The organism is Methanocella sp., from assembly GCF_035506375.1.
Classification (GTDB): domain Archaea; phylum Halobacteriota; class Methanocellia; order Methanocellales; family Methanocellaceae; genus Methanocella.
Genome location: NZ_DATJPM010000029.1, coordinates 19778 through 40141, shown reverse-complemented (window position 1 = coordinate 40141; position 20364 = coordinate 19778). Strand labels below are relative to the sequence as shown.

General features: G+C 55.8%; 22 protein-coding genes and 1 tRNA gene. 12 read left to right on the top strand and 11 right to left on the bottom strand.

The annotated features are described in order from the left end of the window. Positions 1-207: 207 nt before the first annotated feature. The 3 genes from VMC84_RS03405 to VMC84_RS03395 all read right to left on the bottom strand — a co-directional run bounded on the left by VMC84_RS03405 (position 208) and on the right by VMC84_RS03395 (position 4117). Entirely contained in the window at positions 208-1467 is a 1260-nt protein-coding gene (locus VMC84_RS03405) for an MFS transporter (RefSeq protein ID WP_325378153.1), read from the bottom strand. Positions 1468-1597: 130 nt separating this feature from the next. Continuing rightward, entirely contained in the window at positions 1598-2872 is a 1275-nt protein-coding gene (locus VMC84_RS03400) for an MFS transporter (RefSeq protein ID WP_325378151.1), read from the bottom strand. A 27-nt stretch (positions 2873-2899) separates the two neighbouring features. Next, on the bottom strand, positions 2900-4117 hold the full coding sequence (locus VMC84_RS03395) for an MFS transporter (protein WP_325378149.1): 1218 nt from the start codon (positions 4115-4117) through the stop codon (positions 2900-2902). A 211-nt stretch (positions 4118-4328) separates the two neighbouring features. Here VMC84_RS03395 and VMC84_RS03390 point away from each other — a divergent pair, with 211 nt between their 5' ends. The 3 genes from VMC84_RS03390 (at position 4329) to VMC84_RS03380 (ending at position 6262) form a co-directional block, all read left to right on the top strand. Next, positions 4329-4526, top strand: a complete 198-nt coding sequence (locus VMC84_RS03390; RefSeq protein ID WP_012901395.1) for a DUF1328 family protein — start codon at positions 4329-4331, stop codon at positions 4524-4526. Between the two features lie 209 nt (positions 4527-4735). Beyond that, a complete protein-coding gene (locus VMC84_RS03385) occupies positions 4736-6115 on the top strand; it encodes a cation:proton antiporter (RefSeq protein WP_325378146.1) in 1380 nt (459 codons plus the stop codon). A gap of 75 nt (positions 6116-6190) precedes the next feature. After that, positions 6191-6262: transfer RNA gene (locus VMC84_RS03380), tRNA-Gly, on the top strand. A gap of 447 nt (positions 6263-6709) precedes the next feature. On the opposite strand, the gene trmY is transcribed toward VMC84_RS03380, so the two are convergent. Next, positions 6710-7294: a tRNA (pseudouridine(54)-N(1))-methyltransferase TrmY gene (gene trmY / locus VMC84_RS03375; protein WP_325378144.1), complete on the bottom strand. Its 585-nt coding sequence runs from the start codon at positions 7292-7294 to the stop codon at positions 6710-6712. A 42-nt stretch (positions 7295-7336) separates the two neighbouring features. Beyond that, the gene (locus VMC84_RS03370; RefSeq protein WP_325378142.1) at positions 7337-7816 is read right to left on the bottom strand and encodes a hypothetical protein; all 480 of its coding nucleotides are present in this window, start codon (positions 7814-7816) and stop codon (positions 7337-7339) included. A gap of 285 nt (positions 7817-8101) precedes the next feature. On the opposite strand from VMC84_RS03370, the gene VMC84_RS03365 reads away from it, so the two are divergent. Beyond that, positions 8102-8521, top strand: a complete 420-nt coding sequence (locus VMC84_RS03365; RefSeq protein WP_325378140.1) for a hypothetical protein — start codon at positions 8102-8104, stop codon at positions 8519-8521. Positions 8522-8527: 6 nt separating this feature from the next. Here VMC84_RS03365 and VMC84_RS03360 read toward each other — a convergent pair whose 3' ends face one another. Both VMC84_RS03360 and VMC84_RS03355 read right to left on the bottom strand, forming a co-directional pair. Next, the gene (locus tag VMC84_RS03360) at positions 8528-9247 is read right to left on the bottom strand and encodes a hypothetical protein (RefSeq protein WP_325378138.1); all 720 of its coding nucleotides are present in this window, start codon (positions 9245-9247) and stop codon (positions 8528-8530) included. A gap of 109 nt (positions 9248-9356) precedes the next feature. Beyond that, on the bottom strand, positions 9357-9641 hold the full coding sequence (locus VMC84_RS03355; protein ID WP_325378136.1) for a hypothetical protein: 285 nt from the start codon (positions 9639-9641) through the stop codon (positions 9357-9359). Between the two features lie 249 nt (positions 9642-9890). On the opposite strand from VMC84_RS03355, the gene VMC84_RS03350 reads away from it, so the two are divergent. Further along, positions 9891-10289 (top strand): hypothetical protein, encoded by a 399-nt coding sequence (locus VMC84_RS03350; RefSeq protein ID WP_325378134.1) that lies wholly within the window; start codon positions 9891-9893, stop codon positions 10287-10289. 262 nt (positions 10290-10551) lie between these two features. On the opposite strand, the gene VMC84_RS03345 is transcribed toward VMC84_RS03350, so the two are convergent. Together VMC84_RS03345 and VMC84_RS03340 are read right to left on the bottom strand one after the other, a co-directional pair. Continuing rightward, entirely contained in the window at positions 10552-11346 is a 795-nt protein-coding gene (locus VMC84_RS03345; RefSeq protein WP_325378132.1) for a hypothetical protein, read from the bottom strand. Between the two features lie 141 nt (positions 11347-11487). Then, positions 11488-12819 (bottom strand): signal recognition particle protein Srp54, encoded by a 1332-nt coding sequence (locus tag VMC84_RS03340; protein ID WP_325378130.1) that lies wholly within the window; start codon positions 12817-12819, stop codon positions 11488-11490. Positions 12820-12930: 111 nt separating this feature from the next. Between VMC84_RS03340 and VMC84_RS03335 the strand changes: the two genes are divergently transcribed. From VMC84_RS03335 to VMC84_RS03310, 6 genes are all read left to right on the top strand, one after another. Continuing rightward, positions 12931-13542, top strand: a complete 612-nt coding sequence (locus VMC84_RS03335; RefSeq protein WP_325378128.1) for a hypothetical protein — start codon at positions 12931-12933, stop codon at positions 13540-13542. Positions 13543-13957: 415 nt separating this feature from the next. Next, entirely contained in the window at positions 13958-14101 is a 144-nt protein-coding gene (locus VMC84_RS03330; RefSeq protein ID WP_325378126.1) for a hypothetical protein, read from the top strand. 69 nt (positions 14102-14170) lie between these two features. Beyond that, complete coding sequence (gene thiI / locus VMC84_RS03325) at positions 14171-15337, top strand: tRNA uracil 4-sulfurtransferase ThiI (protein WP_325378124.1); 1167 nt, start codon at positions 14171-14173, stop codon at positions 15335-15337. Positions 15338-15353: 16 nt separating this feature from the next. Beyond that, the gene (locus tag VMC84_RS03320) at positions 15354-15716 is read left to right on the top strand and encodes a DUF2209 domain-containing protein (RefSeq protein WP_325378155.1); all 363 of its coding nucleotides are present in this window, start codon (positions 15354-15356) and stop codon (positions 15714-15716) included. After that, positions 15709-16977: a GTPase HflX gene (gene hflX / locus VMC84_RS03315; protein ID WP_325378122.1), complete on the top strand. Its 1269-nt coding sequence runs from the start codon at positions 15709-15711 to the stop codon at positions 16975-16977. The genes VMC84_RS03320 and hflX overlap by 8 nt, the downstream gene beginning before the upstream one ends. Before the next feature lie 24 nt (positions 16978-17001). Beyond that, complete coding sequence (locus tag VMC84_RS03310) at positions 17002-17904, top strand: 2-dehydropantoate 2-reductase (RefSeq protein ID WP_325378120.1); 903 nt, start codon at positions 17002-17004, stop codon at positions 17902-17904. Positions 17905-17920: 16 nt separating this feature from the next. On the opposite strand, the gene VMC84_RS03305 is transcribed toward VMC84_RS03310, so the two are convergent. Further along, a complete protein-coding gene (locus VMC84_RS03305; protein WP_012901407.1) occupies positions 17921-18133 on the bottom strand; it encodes a histone family protein in 213 nt (70 codons plus the stop codon). A gap of 213 nt (positions 18134-18346) precedes the next feature. On the opposite strand from VMC84_RS03305, the gene VMC84_RS03300 reads away from it, so the two are divergent. After that, complete coding sequence (locus VMC84_RS03300; protein ID WP_325378116.1) at positions 18347-18919, top strand: tetratricopeptide repeat protein; 573 nt, start codon at positions 18347-18349, stop codon at positions 18917-18919. 598 nt (positions 18920-19517) lie between these two features. Here VMC84_RS03300 and ccsA read toward each other — a convergent pair. Then, positions 19518-20288: a cytochrome c biogenesis protein CcsA gene (gene ccsA / locus VMC84_RS03295; protein WP_325378114.1), complete on the bottom strand. Its 771-nt coding sequence runs from the start codon at positions 20286-20288 to the stop codon at positions 19518-19520. Between the last annotated feature and the right edge of the window lie 76 nt (positions 20289-20364).

Below are 20364 nucleotides of genomic sequence, written 5' to 3'. Positions count from 1 at the left end.
TCATTAAGCATGGGGTCTCCGAGGGGTAAGCAAGGGCGCTCAGCGCGGCATTAGCCCCCTTCAGGATATTAAAGTAAGCAGGGGGTCTCCGAGGGGGCATCAGCCCCCTTCAGGAAAATAAAAAAGCGCCGTGTTCGCCGTGTCGCCGTGGTGAACAAAGCGCTGTGTCTCCGTGGTGCCTCCGTGCGCCCCGTGGTGTTACGCGGGCTATTGGCCGGCGGCGGCCTCGGCATGCGTGTGCTCCATGTGCTTTTCCTCATACCGGTGGAAGAACTTGAAGTAGAGTACCGACGCGGCAAGATAAAACAAGCAGGTTGCCGCGTAAGGCAGCAGGTACGAGCCGTAGGACATGAGGATGCCGGCGATGAAGGAGCTCACCGCGATCGAGATATAGCTGCCCATGGAGGTGAGGCTCGATACGGAGGCCATCTCCTCGCTATGCACGATCTCCATGGAAAAGCTGTTGCTGATGGGCACGGACATGTTCATGAACAGCATCCTCAGGATGTAAGCGGCGCCGGCGACGTACAGGTTCGTGGACACGGCCAGCACGATGAGGAAGGGTATAGAAATGAGGTACGTGAGCGATACCGTCCTGACCCTGCCGATGCGCGAGACCATGAACGGGACGGCCATGGCGCCTACGGCCATGGAGGCCTGGGCGAGCGCGAAGATCAGGCCGATCTGGCCCGTAGAGGCCGAGAGCATCTTGCTGAAGTAGACGTTAAAGAAGGGCACGATGAGGCCCGCGCCCAGGCCGATCAGACAGCTTATGGTCACCAGGCGCTTCACGACCTTAGATCCCGCGAGCTCCCTGAGCATCATGCCCAGGTCCGGGGCGTCGATGCAGACCCGCTTCTTTTCCCGGAGGAAGAAAAGCGGCACGATAGAGATGACCGAGACGGCCAGCGACGCGTACAGCGTATACCGGAACGACAGGATGCTGCCGCCGTCGACGCCGAATATGGACGACCAGACCTGGGGCAGGTAGCCGCCGATGGCCATTCCCAGCACCGTGGCCAGGACGAACAGGGCGAAATTAAAGCTGAATAAATAAATCCTATCCTCTGGCGTGCTGTTCTCGACCATGAAGGGGGCCGCGATGATCGTGGGCACCGTGGAGACGATGCCGCTGAGCAGGCTCAGCACCAGCAGCCATCCCTGGCCGGTCAGCACATACAATAAGAACGAGACGACGCTCGAGAGGATACAGGAGACCAGCAGGCACTTCTTGCTGCCGATGCGGTCGCAGACCTGCGCCGCGGGGAAGGCGAACACGCCGGTTGCGATCATCGTCGCCGAAATGATCAGCCCTAGAAACTGCTCGTTATAGCCGAGCTTGATGATATAGAGATTAAAGATAACGCTGGCCATGCCCACGTATAGCGACGTGAGAAAGTTGAAGGCGAGGTACATCCGGGCGTTGGTCGAGAAGTTATTCAGGGCTTGATAATAATTATTCGTCATCCGGCATCCCCTCCGTTTTAATAATTAAAATAATTCCAAATAAAGATAGTTTGTGGTTTTTGAGGCACATTTCATGCCTGAACCGAGGTTTAAGCAGCAGATATCCCTCGCTTTCCATATGGAGCCCCTCCTACTCCAGGTCCACGATGGCCGTATAGGCTGCCCTGGGAATAGGCGTGGACAGCCTCAGCGGCCGCTGCTCCACGTCCTTGAAGTAGTAGTACAGGAGGGCGGCGGTGATCAAATAGAACGTACATGTTCCGATGAACGGCAAAAGGTAGTTGCCCCCGGCGATGAGCAGGCCGCTGACGTAGGTGCTCAGGGATACGGCGATATAGTTCCCGGTCATCATCATGCCTACGGCGAAGCCCTGCTCTTCGCGCCTTATCTGCTCCATCTGGAAGCTCGTGGTGGCCGGGCCGGCCATGTTGATGAAGAACATGTAGGCCACGTAGGCGCCCGCGGCCAGCAGGACGCTTTGCGCGAACGCCATAAGCATCAGGAGCGGTGCGGCTATCAGCTTCGAGGCGCACGCCGCCCGTATCTTGCCTATCTTCAAAGTGAGGTAGGGCGTGATGATGAACCCGCCGATCATGATCACACCGGCGACCGCGGAGATGAGGCCCACGTCGAGCACGCTCATGTGGAGCGACTGCGTGAAGTAGACGTTAAAATACGGCACGATCATGCCCGACGCCGCGCCGAAGGTCAGGCTGGTCAGGGCGAACTTCAGCACGTCGGGCGAGAGCTTCAGGCTCTTCAGCGAGAAGAGCGCGCAGCGGCTCTTCGGGGCGCCCTTGCGCTCTTCGATCATCAAAGTGACGACCAGGCCCATGGCCAGGAGCACGACCGCCGACAGCAGCGTCAGCCTCAGGCTGTCGGCTTTTACGCCGGCGAACGTGCCGAGCATCCCCGGAACGATGCCGCCCATGGCGCACCCGAGGATCGAGGCGATCCAGCTTATGGACGAGTTGGCGCTGAACACGTGCACGGTATCCTCTTTCGTACAGTTCTCGGCGAGCATTGGGGTCAGCACAACCGAGCTGATCGACACGAATATGCCGCCCACTATGCTGAATAAGAGCAGCGACCAGGCGGACGGGATCACGTAGAGCGGCACGGCGGCCAGCGTCGAGCACATACCAGCGACGACCATGAGCTTCTTCTTATCGAAGCGGTCGCAAAGGATGCCCGCCGGTATGGACATGGCGGAGGACGCCAGCACGTGCGCCGAAAGCACCAGCCCGAGGAAATCGGCCCCGTAACCCAGGTTCAGGATGTACAGGTTGAACAGGATGCCGTAAATGCCCGTGTACAGGCAGATGATGAAGCTTCGCAGCAGCAGCAGCTTCACGTTTCTGTGAAAGCCGCGGATGGTGCGCATGTATTCTTTAAGGATATCCATACCCCCTGGACTGTAAGTATCAAGCTTTTACGCCGAGAGTTTATATCTTTGTGCCTGTTCGGCGACGGCGCTGTCCGGCGATCTCTCGGAGTCCTTAAAGAAGTGGTAGAGGAGCCCGGCCGCGAGGATATAGGCTATGCATGTGGCAACGTATGGAAGTAAATAGTTACCCTGCGCCATGAACAGGCCGCTCGCGTACGTGGCTGCGGCCACCACGACGCCGCTCACCGTCGACATGAACCCGATTGCAAAGCCCCTCTCCTCAGGGTCGATCATTTCCATCTGCAGGCTGGTGACCGCCGGACCGCCAAGGTTCATCAGGAACATCCGGGACGTGTAGGCGAATGAGCCCATCATGAAGTTCGTGCTCAGCGCCATTAAGACCAGAAAAGGAATGGACGCCATCTGCGTGAGCGACGCGGCCCTCACCTTGCCCAGCCACGACGTGAGGCGGGGTGTGATTGCGAAGCCCACGACCATGAGCGCGTTCGTGGCGGCGAACACGATGCCTATCTCCGACGGCCCGGCGCCCAGGACTTTCGTGAAGTAGACGTTGAAGTACGGCACGATGGCGCCGGTGCCCACGCCCATGAGGGCGCTGATGAGCGTGAACTTTGTCAGGTTCGGCGAGAACCTGATCTTGAACGGCTTCCTCGAAGACGGCTTTCCCGTCCCATCCTTCATGAAGAGCAGGACGGACCAGCCGGCGAGGAGCAGCGAGAGCGCGACCAGCATGGTCATCCTGTACTGGCCGGCCACGGGCAGCAGCCGGAGAAGGAGCAGGGGCATCGCTCCCCCCGCCGCGTTCCCGGCGATGGACGCCATCCAGCTGAACGCCGAGTTCATGCTGAAGACACGTACCGTGTCGTGCTCGCAGTTCTCGGTGAGGAACGGCGTGGCACAGACAGCGCTCACGGACCCGCAGAGCCCCCCTACAGCGCTGAAGAACAGCAGCACGAGCGGCGAGCTCGTGAGGAAGAGCGGCACGATGGATAAAAATGACAACAGCGTGAATATGAGCATCAGCTTCCGCTTGTTGAAGCGGTCGCACAGGATGCCGGCCGGCACGGAGGCGATGGACGAGGTCAGAAGGCTCACCGCAAGCATCGTGCCGAGGAAGTCCTCATGGAATCCCATGTTGAGTATGTACAGGTTAAAGATAACGTCGTAGATGCCCTGGTAGACGCTCAGGATTATCGACCTGAGTATGAACAGCCGGACGTTCCTCTGGAATACATCGGTCATGGTCACATCCCCTTCTTAGCGGCCGGTACACGAGTTTACAATAAACCTTTATAACCTTCTGCCTGCCCAAAAAGCTGTTATTTATCGATATTAATCCCTTACGGGGCTATATGCCTGCGCTTTCACAGCAAAACTGCATAAAAATAGCTTAAAAATTAATCAAATTATATATGGATAAAAAAGATTCTGATTCTTAGAGGTGGGTGATTCAATGGATGGTCTCATCTGGCTGGCAGTACTGTTCCTGGTACTGGCTTTGGTCGCCTACATCCTCGGCGCGAGAGGCATTGCCGGGTTTAGCATGGAGATCGCAAGGTGGCTTGTGATAATCTTCGTTATCCTGGCGATCATCGTGTTCCTGTTCGGAGGCAGGGTGTTCTTACCGGCGCCCCTCTTTCTGAACGGCTAGCGGGCCGCGGGCTGTAACGACGATAGTCATCGTACCGGAGAGAGCGTCCCATGGGTAACGGCCAGAGTTATCCGGGCGCTCCTAACTATTCTTTTTCCCGGCTCTTTATATACGTACAGACAAGTTCAAATATTCAAACGGAGTAAGAGTTAGAGCAAGGGATGGAAAAAGCGGCCGGCAATAGATGCCGCCCTGCATGGAGTCTTACAGTGCTATCGACGAGTCTTCTACTATCGATAATGCTCATTCTTGCCGTCGGAAAGGTCCTGGGTATCGTAGCCGAGCGTGTCGGCCTTCCCTCTCTGGTGGGCGAATTAATGACCGGCATCATCCTGGGCCCAATGGTTCTCGGCATCATCCAGCCTGCGGCCGCCGGGACCGAGGACCCGCTCCGGTTCCTGGCGGACCTGGGCATCATCTTCATGATGTTCCTGATGGGCCTGTCGATCGACATCGAGAGCGTCTTCAAGACCAGCGCCAGGAGCGCCACTTCCATCACGCTCCTGGGAGCCGCCATCGTATTTGCACTCTCCACCCTCATTATGGTCGGCGTGGGCCTCGCCCTCGGGCAGAGCATCTATTTCTCGGCCATCCAGGGCCTGATCATCGGCATTGGCCTGACGTCGACCTCCACGGTCATCGGTTTCCGCTATCTGACGGATATCGGGGACCGCTTCTCGAACGTTTTCAAGACGCTGGTGGCGGTCGAGGTCACGGACGGCATCTTCTCGATAATGGCCCTGGCCGTGCTCATCTCAGTCGTGGGCATCATCTCCGCGGCCTCCCCCGGCAGTTCCTTCGACACGAACGGGTTCATGTCGGAGATCGGCTGGTCCACCTTCAAGCTGTTCCTGCTGATACTGGGCTTCATCATCTTTGTCGTAAAGTTCGGCGGCGTGGTCACGGACACGCTGCTGGGCATCTCCCGGAAGAGCGGCAGCGATCAATCTATTATCACGCTCTCGCTGATCGTGCTGTTCGCCGTGGCCACGATGAGCGACTGGCTGGGCCTGACGTACGTCATCGGCGCGTTCCTGGCGGGCGCCATCCTGGCGGGCTCCCAGTATAGCAGCACGATAATCGAGCCGAGGATCAAGGCGGTCGGCTATGGCCTGTTCATCCCCATCTTCTTCGCATATACGGGCATTACGATGGACTTCCGCGCCCTGCTGCAGGGCCCATGGCTGGTGCTTTCGGGTACGAGCATCGGCGTTCCGGTCTATTTGCTGCTGTTCCTGGGCCTGCTGGCCACGGTGATGGGCGGCAAGTATATCGGCACGATCGCGGGATGCTCCCTTTCGGGCGGCTATAAGAGCAATGAGCCGAGGCGTATCGGCTTTTCGCTGATGTGCGCCGGCGAGGACGCTTTAGTGATCGGAGGCATCGGCACCTCGGTGGTGCTTAACGGCTCGCCGCTGGTCACGCCGGAGCTGCTGTCGGTCATTGGCCTGGTGGTCATCGTATCGTCATTAATAGCCCCGGTTTTCATTAAGCGCTCGTATGAGGATGAGAGCTATTCGTCGCCTATTGCTCCCCGGACGAAGGCCAGCCTCGGCGGCAAGCCGAAAGGCCGCGTTAAGGGGCTTTGAAATTTTATCTTTTTCCTTCGGCAAAATTTTTATATAGCATAAGTACAATTAGGTGTCTGCGCCATTTTTCGAAATGCGCCGGTAGTGTAGTGGTTATCACTATGGCTTGCCAAGCCATAAACTCGGGTTCGAGTCCCGACCGGCGCACCTTTAAGTATTTCCGACTCCGAAGGAGTCGGCATTAAAAAAAGTTTTTTGAAAGGCTGGCGGAAAACTTTTTTTCAAAAAAGTTTGCCTGCCAAAAGGAGAAACTCTTCTGCTCTACGGACTTTTATAATCTGAAATTCTGGTTGTTCTTCTTGCTCTTCGCGGGTCGACGCCTTGCCTGATGGCAAGGCTACTCGGCGTTTTGGGTTCTCCGATGGCGGGGCCGGGCTTGCACCCTATTCGCACGGCTGCTGATGCAGCGTGCTCATACGCAAGCCCTGCTCGAATGGCATCAGCCAAAAGCGACGTTTTACTCTTCGGGAAAAACGTCCATTGCCCCGCCATTATGCACGAGAGCTCCGCTCAGCGTAGCATCGGCATGATGGCCGACTGCAGACTGGCATTATTCCGTGCAAGTAAAATAGTTCGTTCGTAAAATAGTTCTTGTTATATATTCCGAAGGTCGAGCTCGTGGTTGGCCATGACGATGCAGTGGTCGGCGTGGTACAGCTTTTTACCCAGGCTGACCTTCCGGGCGCCTTTTTTCTCCAGGACGGCCTCTTCCTCAGGCGTCAGGTTCTGGTGGTCGCTCAGCACGTAGGCCTCGTCGCCCGTAAGCTCGATGTTCCGGATGTCCTCGCCATCCTCGTGCAGGTAGACGATGCTGCCGAGACTATCGACCAGGTCCGCGAAAGAGCGCTTCGAGATATAAACGCCGGGAGTGGACTCCTCTTCGCCCGTGGCAGGTGCGCCTTTCTCCAGCGCTTTCTTGATAAGGGCGGCCGCGCTGCGCTCGTCGGGGCTGAGGTAGCGGACCTTCTCGCCGTTGAAGCGGACGGTGACCGGCGGACTCGGATCGCCTAGCAGGACCGCATATGTGTCCACATCCCGTCGCAGGTCGTGCGATAAAAAGAGGGACGCGTTGATGCACCGGGCGATGATGTCCATACGGCCGGCGCCGCCGGGCAGATCATTTAATGAAAATTTGGGCGTGGTAACGGCCTTATGGGCCACGATGACGAAAGTCCGCATATGCACTATCATCGCTGCCCGGCCGCTATAACCGTTACGGTCTCAGCGCGATGACAGCCAGCCGGAGAGGCCGCCGGGCACCCCGGACATTCCCTTGATCGTATTATTCGGGACCTTAACGGATGTATTTCCCATTTTAACGGTTGTATTCTCGCCTTTAGCGGACGTATTATTCGCCCCGGTCAAGGCCGCCTCCGCGCTCTCGGGGGCGCTGACGGTCCTCTTTATCAGCCCGAAGGGCAGCGCCGATCCGAAATTCAGGGTGCCGTTGAATGGGTGCGGCCCATAGGCAGCGCCCGGCGACACCATCTGGGCCCGGTCGATCGGCGGGTATCCCCACTGGGTCGTGCCGGGGAGCATCTGGTCCTGCGGCGAAGGCAGGTGCGGCCCCGGGGCCAGGTTCGGGGCAAAGCCGGTGCTGAATCCCATTATCGGCCAGTACCATCCGAAGGCGGGCGCCACGAGCTGGAGCGCCGTGCAGATGACGACCGCGGCCACGACCGCGATCCGGGTGAATTTCATAATCCATCTCCACTTTAGCCTTTATAAATGGAAAGTAAAAATATTGCCAGCTTACATAGCGGATTTTCTCGGGCACGGATCGTTTAAATTTTTTATCATCTCTTCCTGGCGATTATATGATCCGACATTGGCAAGGCCGATTGATCGCACGTCGCTACAAGCTGGGCTATCGAAGCATATACTGTCTTTTTGCATCGCTTATAAAATATTATGTAATTAAATATATAATAATATTTATATCGACCATGGGAGAACCATTTCTTAGAGTGAGGAGGGTATTGCAAGGTGAGAGTATATTTAGCATATGCGGTGGCTATCGCCCTGGCCGTGGCCATCGCAATACAGCCAGCGGCGGCTATTACCGCTTTAGGCATACCGTTCATATCGAGCTACGACTTCGTCTATACACAGCCCTTTTCTGTGGGGTCCCTTACAATACTCGAATTTAACTCTTTCAATGCCCGGAGTCTGGACTTCGAGACTACCGACATTGACTTCCCTGTCTTTGACAGGTTCTGTGAAGACGGCATAAGCAATGACTTAGCCCCGGGCTCAACTCAAATTGCTACCGATGACCTCGCAGCGAGCGCGAACGTATTGCCGTTCGGCCCGGTGAACCTGGCCTTCCCGAGCATCAGCCAGACCGTGCTACAGCAGGCTGAATACGATAGGACGTACTTCTTCATAGATTCGATAAGTGAATAATTTTTTTTAGTACCCGTACCCCAGGAGACGTATGCCAATATTCGCAGAGGAGCCCCCAGGAAGGGGCAAACCCATGAGCCTGCCATAAGCGTTCGTGGCAATCCCGTGGGGGTGCTCATAGATCATATCGTCTACGGGCCTTCCGATCAGGAACGTGTGATACGGGTCGTTCAGCGGTATATTCTCGCCGATCGCTACCTGGGCGGCCTCCTGGCCAGTCGCTTTATCCGGCGCGCTTTCAGGCTGCCCCAGATCCTCGTCCATCGACGTCAATCGGATCGTATTATTTTCCTGTCCCTCGTATCTCGCCTCGGAAACATTAGACTTGTATCCGGGCTCCAAGCCCGTGCCATTTAAGCTCACCGATGTCAGCCGTGACTTATTGAAGGGCGCTTCGGAAATGTCGGCAGCCATAGAATATTGCTCATTGTAATCTATGACCCGGTTACTCGATGCATTGAGGTCGTTGAGGCTACCGTTACCGAGCCCGACGTTTCCAAGCATTTTCGAGTCATTCCACCCGTACGTGTCCCGGATAAATTGCGGTGCCGTGCCGCTCACGTTAAAGCCCTTCATCTGCCAGCTGTTCGGAGTTGCGGTCGTATACGCCGTGAGGTTCGCCCTCGCATCCGCGGGCTGCGCCTGGACGGAGATGAGCCACGCTAATAATAAAACTGTAAACAGGATAGCCGGCGCTTTTAGCCGACGATAAAAGCAAAGGCCCATATTTGGTAGATGAGCATATGAATTTTTATCTATGACCTGATTTAAAAACGAAAAAGAGATATTACGAATGATTTATCTATTCAATACTTCCCGGACCCGGCCGCCGGAGCTACCGTAATAGCGACGGAAGGGGCCTGTATGAAGGTACCGGGCCGACGCCGACGTTACCGCTGAACGCGTCCCGGCCATAGGTGTATCCCGGGAGGACTAGCTGGGCCGCGCACCCGGGCTGATATGCCCATTCGATGGTGCCTGGTAAGATCGTGCTGGGCAGCGGGCCGTTCGTCAGCGGTGCTCCCGCGCCGGGGCCGAAGCCCATGATGGGCCAGTCCCAGGCAAAAGCCGGGGCTGCTGCCATCGAGGCGGCCGCCAGGCAAATAGACACTATGATCATGATTCTCCCCAACTTCATCATGCACTCACCAGTTAAACCAGCGGGCCGGAGAGCAAAAAATATTGCCTGCACCAAAAGCGGAATTTCCCATAAGGCGGCCCCTTAAAAATAACATAGAGCAGAGACGATTTTAAGATAATGTCATAAAAACGGTTTAATAGCCATTATTAAGTAATTATACAATCAATTAAATAATAATATATTTGAACATCGACATTCTAATGATTTATATTGTGAGGAGGGTAATAAGTGAGAGCATTTATAGCGGTAGCCATGGTCCTGGCCATATTATTAACGTCGGCCCTGGCCATTCAGCCGGCCACGGCTTTAAACGTGACCGCTTCGCCATTCATTACGACGGATAGCACGATTTTCATGTTCCCCGTTTGTTCGACGGGGCTGACGATACTGGAATTTAACTCGCTGGCCATGACTAGCAGCGATTTTGAGAATATTAATATAGATTTCCCCCTATTTTCGGACGGCTTCGCTGCCGGCCCGACGAGCATAACCAGCCCTGATCACAGCTTTACGTCGAACATCCTGCCTTTCGGGCCGGTGAGCCTGGCGTTCCCGTCGATCAGCCAGTCGGTGATCGGTAGGACGGCCTACGAGCGGACATACTTCTTCACGGACACATTCGGATAACGTTTTTTAAACTTTTTCCAGTGTCCAAATATCTAACGGCCAGGTGTTGGCCAACCTTCTCTCCGCATTTTTCATCGATTAAGGCGCTTTATAGGCAGGGCTAGATACAGTAAGCTTTTTGAGTATCCCGGCTGACTATGAAAGATCGCGTCACTTAACGCCGCAGCCCTCTAAGGCATCATGGCCAGAATAGCGCTCATCGTTTTTAAGAGCGTGCGGCATAGCCAGCAACAGTGTCCGGCTATGCCGATAGTGCCTCGGCCTAGTATCCGTAGCCCAGGCACCTCATGGAGAAGCTTGCAAGCCCGCTGCCGCACGGCATTGGTATGCCTACGAGCTTGAAGTAAGCGCTGATCGTCGGCGCGAGCGGGTATTCGTACATCAGGTCGTCGACGGGCCTGCCCAGGAGTATCGAGTGATACGGGTCGTTCAGGGGCATGTTACTGAACTTATTTCCCACGCTTATCTGGTTCGAATTGACTATCGTCATATCATTCGCTGACAAAGTGCTTTCATTGCCCGTGCCGGCCGGGGTGTTATTATCGAAGCTAAGTTTTCCGATATCGGGTATATTTATCATTGACTGACTGGTATTGCCTGATGTCGAGGACGTATTGTTCGCGATGGAATTTTTTCCGGCCGATACGCCTGTAGCGGCCGTCGCGGAATTAACGGCTACCCCTGGCGCGCTGGTCAGGCGACCCGGATCCCATGGGGCCTCGGAAACATCGCCCGCCATAAAATTATTATCCGTATAGTTTATGTTCTGGTTACTCGTCCCGTTCAGATATTGCACACCGCCGTTACCAATTCCGACGTTGCCCATGATCTTTACGTTGTTCCATCCCAGCGTATGCGTTATATAATACGGCACGGTACCGGTCACGTTATATCCTTCGGGCTCCCAGCCGTTCGGAGTTACGGACTTGTAGGCCGTCAGGTTCGCCCTTGCGTCTACTTGAGCCGGCAAAGCGCCGGAAATTGCGATTAATAATAAAGCGGTAATGCTCAGGACTATAGCTACCGCTTTCAGCCGATACCCAATACTCACGCCCATATGAGGTTAATCGGCTTGCGGATTTTTATCCCCTATTACGGTAAAAAACGATAAACAGGCATTTTCATAAAAAGTCCGCTAAATTTATGAATATAGCGGAACCGTCGTGAAAAGATGGATGATTAAAAAAACAGGAAAGGCTTATTTTATGTTCATCTGCTTCATTATCTTCTTCAGGTTCTTGTTGCCCTGGCCGCCGCCCTTCATTCCCTTCATGGCCTTCTGCATCATCTTATGGTACTTTAAGAGCTCCCGCACGTCCTCGGGCGACCTGCCCGAGCCAGTGGCGATGCGGGCGATGCGGCTGCTCCCTATGAGCTTCGGGTCCTCTTTTTCCGCCTCGGTCATCGAGTCCATGATGATACGGTAGCCCTGCATCTTATCCTGGGTCACCTTATACATGTCGTCGGTTATGTTCCCACCCATGCCGCCCAGCGGCAGCATCGACATGATCTGCTTCAGGGGCCCCATCTTGTTGATGGCCTCGAGCTGGGAGTACATGTCGTTCAGCGTGAACTTGCCCGTCATCATCTTTTCGACGTCCACGTCTTTTTGCGACAGGACCTCGTTGGCCTTCTCCACGAGCGCCTTCAGGTCGCCCATGCCCAGCAGCCTCGAAATAAATCCGTCCGGGTCAAAGCGCTCCAGGTCGTCCGGCGTCTCGCCCACGCCGATGAAGGCGATGGACGTGTTCGTGTCCGACACGGCGGAGAGGGCGCCGCCGCCCTTTGCCGTGCCGTCAAGCTTGGTGATGATCACGCCCGTGATCCCGACGGCATCGTTGAACGCCATCGCCTGCTCGCTGGCCTGCTGGCCGATGGCGGCGTCCAGAACGAGGAAACGGTGAGTGTAATTCGTGAGCGCACAGATATCCTTCATCTCTTTTATGAGATCGGTCTCGAGGGCGTGGCGGCCTGCTGTATCGACGATGCGGACGTCGTACTTCGCGGTCTCCTTTAGTCCTTTCCTCACGATGGCGACCGCATCCTTGTTGTCGCGCTCGCCGTAGAACATGACGCCCAGCTTCTCGCATAATTGGCTTAGCTGATCGTACGCGCCCGGCCTGTACGTGTCGGCGCAGATGACCGCTGGCTTGAGGCCCTTGCGGGAGAAGAAGCGCGCCAGCTTGGCGGTCGTGGTGGTCTTGCCCGAGCCCTGGAGGCCCACCATCATTATGGTCTGTGGCTCTAATGCGATTGGCGTCGCCTTGCCGATGATATTGACAAGCTCCGTGTAAACGATGCGGAGCACGTGCTCGCGGGAATCCATGCCGGCCGGGGGCGCCTCGGTCAGGGCCCTCTCCTTTATCCGGTTGGAGAGCTTCATGACCAGCTTCACGTTCACGTCGGCCTGAATCAGCGCCCTCTGGATATCCTTCACTACCTCATCGATGACTTCCTTGTCGATCTTGCCGGCGTTGGCGAGCTTCTGGATCGCGCTCTTAAGCGAAGACCCGAGGTTATCGAGCACCATGTTATCCTCTTAAAATTTCAGCTTAATTCTGGCTCGCTCACTTATAAACCTTATGTACCGTATCAGCAACTTGGTTATATACTTTAAGGGTTTGACTACACAAGAGGATTGATGTTTATGGAATTTAAGCCCGTGCTCATCGTTTTATTGATCGCCGCCGGCGTGGCCGCGGCCGGATGCTCGGCGCCCGCCGCGACGCCGACGCCCACGGCTACTCCGAATGCCACGGCCGTGCCGACGCCCGAGGCCGCCGCCGTGCCCTCCGAAACCCCGACTCCGGCGCCCGTAGCGACACCAACGCCCACGCCGACCCCGTGGCCCGTCTATTCGAACAACTCGCCCGTGTCGGTCTCGAATATCAAGATCACCTGGGATACCACCGGCTTCGAGGGGCAGGCCCACGAAACGGCCACCATGACCCTGAATAACGTGAACAAGGATAACCTGGTGCTCGACATCGTCCTGCTCTACAAGGTGACCACGCCCACCACCGTCATAGACGCCGATGGCACCGTGCATAACCTGACCAACACGATCACGAAGCCCCAGAACATCGGGGTAATGCAGTGGGAGGACCGGAAGGATGTTTCGTTCGACGTCTACCACAACAAGAACGTGCCCGCGACCGTCACTATCGTAGCCCAGTGGCGGGGCGGCCAGGCGACGCTCTTCGAGAAGACGCTTAATATGGCCGACAACAGCTTCGGCACATACGAGTTCTAACAGGGCAGGGCTTCCTGCCCCTTCTCTTAAGCCCCCTAAGCCTATTAAGAATGCTCTAAGACTTTTTCAGCCTCAAAGCTACTCTAAGCGGGCATGAAGCTACACGAAGGCATTAATAAATATTTAGAAATCGTTAGTGCGGCCTGGTGTAAACGTGGTGCCGCCTGGTGTAAACTTTGTGCGGTTGAAAAAAGTGCTAGTAAGCGGCACTTTGGTTACACCAGGCCACACGGAATTTTTATTTAATCACCAGGCGGCACCAACTTATTTTTAATAAGTCTTAGAGAACTTAGAGCCCGCTTAGAGTAGCTTTGAGGCTGAAACCGTCTTCGTGCATTCGTATGATGTTTAGAGGGCCTTGGCAAGGAGCAAACGGCTTAAGTACGAGCAAGCCCTTCTTTTTCGGGGAATGGAAATGCGCTGTTTAATGTGCGAACGCAAGTATTGCGAAGAGCATGGCGACTCAGAGGAAGGCTTCTGCAGCGAATCCTGCAGGCAGGTCTACCAGCTTCTCTATAGTGCCAGCGAAATGACCGCCGCCGCTAAGTTAAAAGCTTAGACTGAAGTCTTTTTTATTTTGCTGTATTCCATAACGCTTTAACGTGTAGCGCGCATAATGTTCACATATATGGATTTTCACTGCGTCATGGTCCGCTATGGCGAGATCGGCATCAAGAGCGAGCAGATCCGCGCCAAATATGAGCGCCTGCTCATCGGGAACATCGAGGCGATGCTCCGCGAGAATGACATTCCGTTCGACGATATCGTCCGTGAGCGGGGCAGGATATTCGTCAACAGTGCGGACCCGAGAGCTCCGGATGCCATAGCCAGGGTATTTGGCGTCGTCTCCGTGAGCCCCGTGGCTGTAACGGGCACCGATATAAAGGAGGTCCGGGAGACGGCGGCCGCCCTGGGCCGGGAGACCATCGGGGCTAACAGCTCGTTCGCAATCCGGGCCCGCAGGACCGGGGAGCAGCCCTATACGTCGCAGGAGATCGGGCGCATGTGCGGGGACGCGGTCTTCGAGGCCGTCCGGGAGCGTAACCCCCGAGTTGACCTCTCGGATCCGGACCATGAGATATTCGTGGAGATGAGGGAAAGCCAGTCATATGTCTTTTCAAAGGTCATCAAGGGCGTGGGCGGCATGCCGCTGGGCTCCCAGGGAAAGATGATCGCCCTCGTCTCAGGCGGCATCGATTCGCCCGTGGCTGCGTGGCTCATGATGCGACGGGGCTGCGACCTCATACCGGCCTTCTTCAACAACGGCATGTTCTCGGATAAGGATTACACCGAGCGGGCCATGGACACGATAAAAAAACTAAAGGCCTGGGCGCCGGGCCACTCTTTCAAGGTCTACGAGGTGCCCCACGGCGACTCGCTCCGGGAGTTCATCGAGAAAGGCAACATCAAGTATACGTGCGTCTTCTGCAAGCACATGATGTATAAGACGGCCGTCGAGATCGCCAGGCGCGAGAGCGCCCACGGCCTCATCACCGGCTCGTCTCTGGGCCAGGTAGCCTCGCAGACGTCCGATAACCTCATGATCGAGCATTATTTGATCGACTTTCCCGTCTATCATCCTTTGATAGGGCTGGACAAGAATGAGATCGTCGAGATCGCCCGGAAGATCGGCACCTACGATATTTCCGTGCGCCCGGCGACCTGCTGTAAGGCCGTGCCGAAACACCCCTCCATCCATGGGCGGCTCGAGGAGATCGCTAGGATCGAGGCCGAGTTCGACATCAGGGCGCTGGCGGAAAAGGAGCTCTCCGGGGCGATAGTGACGAAACTGTAGGGGTGCCGGGTTGAAGGTGGTCGTGGTCGACATTTCGGGCAGGCACAGGATGGCGGACGGGCGCTACCATCTTGTCTGTGTCGCCGTCTCGGCCGTCCTGTCGCCGTTCGACGTCGATAAGATCGAGGACATGCGGATCTGCCAGGAAAAAGCGGACGACGTATCCATGGATACCATTGTCGACCTGATAAAAAAGGCATGCACACGGTTCCGGGGCACAATCATTACGGAGCCCGGCGAGTTCTATAATTACCCGGAGTGGCGGGTGGAGGCCATCCTGGGGAGAAAGTTCAAATACGCGGAAAGCGTGGGCGAAAGAAAGGCCATAGAGGTGGCGCACCACGTTTCGCTGGCCGTCCACAGGATGCTCCATGAATAGCGACGAAAAAGGCGTTCTACTAGTAAAGCGGATACAGCCCGGCACGGATGGTAGCCTGGAAGAGCTGGAAGAGCTGGCGCACTCCGCAGGCTATGAAGTGCTCGGCGAAGTGACACAGGTACGTACCCCGGATAAGGCGTTCGCCGTCGGAAAGGGCAAGGCGGAAGAGATAGCGGAACTTGTCGCAGAGCTGAAGCCTGAAAAGGTGGTCTTCGACGAAAAGCTCAGCGCCGTCCAGATCTACAATTTATCGAAGCTCTGCAAGCTCGAGGTCATCGACCGTTTCAATCTCATTCTCGAGATATTCGCCAGCCGGGCCCGGACAAAGGAGGCAAAGCTTCAGGTCGAGCTGGCATCGCTCATCTATGAGCGGCCCAAGGCCCGCATGAAGGTCACGCTGGCCAGGAGGGGCGAACAGCCAGGCTTCAAGGGCCTCGGCCGGTATCAGGCCGACGTCTACGAGAGCGAGATCACGGGCCGGATCGCAAAAATACAGGCCGAGCTGGACATCATCCGAAAACGCCAGCACGAGACGCGGAAGCAGAGGAAGGAAAAGGGCTTCGACCTGGTGGCGCTGGCCGGCTATACGAATGCCGGCAAGAGCACTCTCATGAACGCCCTGGTAGGCGAGTCAGTCGTCGCGAAGGACCAGCTTTTCACCACGCTCGTTCCCACGACCCGGTCGCTCCAGATCGGGCAGCGCAAGGCGCTTCTGACTGACACGGTCGGCTTCATCAAGTACCTGCCGCACTTCATGGTCGAGGCGTTCCGCTCTACGCTCGAGGAGATCTACCTGGCCGACGTCATCATCCTCGTCGTCGACGTGAGCGAACCTCCGGAGGCCATCGTGGACAAGCTTGTCACCTGCCACGATACCATGTGGGACGAGATCGGCCCGGTGCCGGTCATCACGGCCTTAAATAAGAGCGATCTTATTACGCAGGAAGAGCTGGAAGTGCGAAAGCAAGCCATCGTGCACCTTGCCCCTAACCCCGTCGTCATATCGGCGAGGACTGGAGAGGGGCTGGACGAGCTGAAGCGAAAGATCGGGAAGTACCTGCCGAAGTGGGCCTCCACCGAGGTCACGCTGCCCCGCACCGAGGAGGGCTTGTCCATGCTTTCCAGGCTCCACGACGAGGCCATCGTACACCACGTGGAGTACGACGGGAACACGATAAAGGCGAACGTCGAGGCCCGGGAGAGCGTGCTGAAACGTCTGGGGAAGCTTCTCGAAGGCTCGGCACCGGTCGTAAACCCTTAATACGCCGCCGCCATTATTTTAATCATGAAGATCTCGGTCATCGGAGCCGGAGCGCTGGGCACTTTTTATAGCGCGATGCTCTCCTCGTCGGGGCATGACGTAACCCTCGTCTGCCGGGAGAAGGACGCTGATATCCTGAAGGATGGTATCCGGGTTACTGGCGCCAGGGAAATTACCGCCATGCCATCGATCGCCACCGCAACTCCGGCTTCTGACGTCATCTTCGTCACGGTAAAAGCGTATGACGTCGCGGAGGCCGTAAAAGGCATATGCCCAAAGCCCGGGACGATCGTCGTCGTCATCCACAATGGCCTGGGGCCGGACGAGACGGCCACCTCGATCCTGGGGAAAGGCCACGTGGCCGCCGGCGTTTCATACAGCGGCGTGACGTTCTTAGAGCCAGGCCGGGTGAGGCTGGCGGGCTATACGGAGACCGTCCTGGGATCGGTGGAGTCTGAAGTCCGCGGCAGGCTCGGGATGGTCCGGGACCTGCTGGAAAAGGCCGGCCTGAGGGCGAGGGTGGCGGACGACATCCGGGCGGCGCAGTGGGAAAAGCTGTACGCCAACATCGCCATCAACCCCTTAACGGCCATTACTGCCATGAACAACGGCATGCTCCTCGAAGTGCCGGAGCTCAAGGCGCTGGTCGCCGGCATCGTAAGCGAGGCCGCCTCGGTCTCGAGCGCTTTGGGCATAAAGACGGGCGTCGACCCGCTGGAGAACACCTTCAAAGTGATAAGGGATACTTCAGGTAACCGCTCTTCGATGCTCCAGGACGTTTCGCGGGGCAGGCGTACGGAGATCGATGCGCTGAATGGCAGGGTGTGTGAGCTGGGGCGTAAAACGGGCGTGCCCACGCCGTACAACGATGCGATAACGGCACTGATAAGGGGGATCGAATACAAAAACAAGGTACGGGGCAGATAGAACCCCGTAAAATCCTTTAGATCAGCCTTTGCGAGGCCAGCTTTATGTCCTCTTCCTTGACAGTCTTACGGCCGGCATGCTTACATAGCTTGATAGCTTCTACGGAAACTTTCATGCCATAGTCCTCTAATATCGATGCCAGCGCCTCCTTTGCGTCCTCGCTGACCCTGTCAGCGCCCGCATTCCTTATTATCCTGTCAACTGAAGCTACGGGAAGTTCTTTCATCATATTCCACCTCCTATCTCGAAAATAGGGGATTATTTGATTATATATTAGTTAAAAACCGTTCTATATATAAGTTATGGTAAATCGAGGGTTTTTTCGGTTTATTAATTGCTTTTTAAACTCTTACGGGCTTTATGAGGATTTTATCTGAAAATATTAATTGAGAAGGTTTATGCCCTATGGCCCGTAATATACGAGCGAATTCGAGGCGGAAAGATGGTTAAGGCGACGAAGGTCACGAAATCCGGAAAGTCGGCCAGGGCGGCCAGGTCAGTCAGGGCGCCGGCGAAGCCGGCGAAGGCGCCCCGGGCCGCGGGAACGAAGCTCAATAAGGCGAGCCTGGACGAGATGTTCAGGGCGGCCGTCGCCAGTAACGAGTCGTTCAAGGCCACGGACGACGATTATGACCGGGCCATCGAGCACTTTAACGGGGTCATCAAGATGCTGGACACGATCATCGCCGTCGACTCGAACTACCGGGATGCCGTGAATTACAAGGGCATGATGCTTTACGGCTGTGGCCGGATCTCGGAGGCCATCGAATGTTTCGAGCTCATCATCAAGAACAATCCCGCGGATAAGGAAGCGCTGAATAATAAGGGGATCTGCCTCTACGGCCTGGGCCGGGACGAGGAGGCGCTAAAGTGCGTCGAGGCGGCCATCGCCATCGATAAGCGCTATGCCGACGCCTACATGAACAAGGCGGTCATACTCTGCGGCCTCGGCCGCATGGAAGAAGCCGACAGGGCCATGCGCAAGGCGAAGGCGTTCGAGACCCTGATAGGATAAAACTTTTGTTTTTTGCGCGTTTTTAGTATTATTAGTTTTTATCTGTTAAGTGCTCTCGCTTTTCTCCGTCAGTGGTTCCGCGTTTGTTATGCGATCGTTTGCCCTTTGTTTTGTGTGGTTCGCTGATTTGTCCGGTTTTTCAACACGAAAACACGAATTATTTTTTAGTCCCACGTAAGGGGCACGAACCACACTAAGATGGATGCTTTCACGTCAAAACACTAAACAACCTCCCAAAGGCACGAACTTCACTAAATTAACTTGAAACACTAGAAAAAGCATATAAAATAAAGTATAAGGAAGGATCATGCCGTTCTCGTGGTTCAATCCTTTGGTGAATTTGGTGCTCATTCGGGAGGTTGTTTCGTGTTTTAAGCGCCAGGCATGGAACTTAGTGATTATCGAGACTTACGTGGGATAAAAAAATAATTCGTGTTTTCGTGTTGAAAAACCGAGGGGCTGTACGAAAGTGGAAAATATGAAAGGACCGCTAAACAAACACGGAACTACTGGCCTCTGTGGTTATGGACACTCCAGGAAGGCATATCGGTAGGAGATGAAAATTTTCAACCCATAAACGCGCAGGAGGCAAACTTTTTTAAGCGTAGCTGTGCAGGCCCGGTATCAGGTAGGATACGCCCAGGTAAGTGAAAAGTATCGCCAGGAGCCCCAGTAGCGCGATGAACGCCGAGTCCTCGGGCTTCATGCCCGCCCGCCGGGCGAGAGGGTAAGCCGCATAGACTAAGGCCGTGATGAGCGACCAGGTCTCCTTGGGGTCCCATGACCAGTAGGCGCCCCAGGCCGCTTTCGCCCACATTGCGCCCATGACGATGCCCAGTACAAGCAATGCCAGCCCCGCGATAATTAGATTGTAAGCGATCGAGTCGAGCCTTTTTATTGTTCTATCGTCGCCCCTGCCCAGTGCTTTCAGCGCGATGAGGGCGCCGGAGGCGATGGACGCTACGGATAAGGCGGCGTACGCCAGGATGACGACGGGCACGTGGATGAGCAGCCAGCCGCTCTCAAGCGCCGGCGAGAGCGACGGGTTGGCTTCCCAGGACATGGCTGAAAATACCAGCAATACGATGGCCACGGCGGCCAGCGGAAGGTACAACGCGGGCGTTTCCTTAAGGCGATAGCAGTAAGCGGAAGCGACGCCCGTAGCCAGCGCCAGCAACGCGGCCGTCTCGTAGAGAGTCGCCCACGGGGGCCGGCCCAGCGTATACCAGCGCAATAAAAGCGCGCCGATGACGAGCAGGCAGCCGGCGAAGGAAATATACGATGGTATCTTACCCTTTTTCAGCAGGAGCGTCGATAGGGCAAAGACACAGAACGCCGCCGCGCCCGCCCACAAAAGCCATTCTTCCATAAGCGTCGTCTCACAAGTTTTATATCCTGTCCTAGTTATACTCGGATTACACAAAAAACCATTGTTAATTTAAATA